Source organism: Streptococcus sp. HMSC034E03, assembly GCF_001811505.1.
In the GTDB taxonomy this organism is placed as follows: Bacteria; Bacillota; Bacilli; order Lactobacillales; family Streptococcaceae; genus Streptococcus.
The window spans coordinates 1-388 of sequence record NZ_KV804921.1; the positions used below are offsets into that span (position 1 = coordinate 1).

General features: G+C 42.8%; 1 rRNA gene. It reads left to right on the plus strand.

The window, feature by feature from the left end:
- Nucleotides 1-209: 209 nt before the first annotated feature.
- Nucleotides 210-388: ribosomal RNA gene (locus HMPREF2805_RS00250) — 16S ribosomal RNA — on the plus strand; the annotation flags it as partial.

The window sequence follows — 388 nt, forward strand, 5'->3', positions numbered from 1 at the left end:
TTAAAAAAAGTTTCAAAAAAGTGTTGACAAGCGAAAGCGGCTGTGATATACTAATATAGTTGTCACTTGAGAGAGATTGAGTGGCAAAGACCTTTGAAAACTGAACAAGACGAACCAATGTGCAGGGCACTACAACAATAGGTTGTAGTACTGAACAATGAAAAAAACAATAAATCTGTCAGTGACAGAAATGAGTGAGAACTCAAACTTTTAATGAGAGTTTGATCCTGGCTCAGGACGAACGCTGGCGGCGTGCCTAATACATGCAAGTAGAACGCTGAAGGAGGAGCTTGCTTCTCCGGATGAGTTGCGAACGGGTGAGTAACGCGTAGGTAACCTGCCTGGTAGCGGGGGATAACTATTGGAAACGATAGCTAATACCGCATAA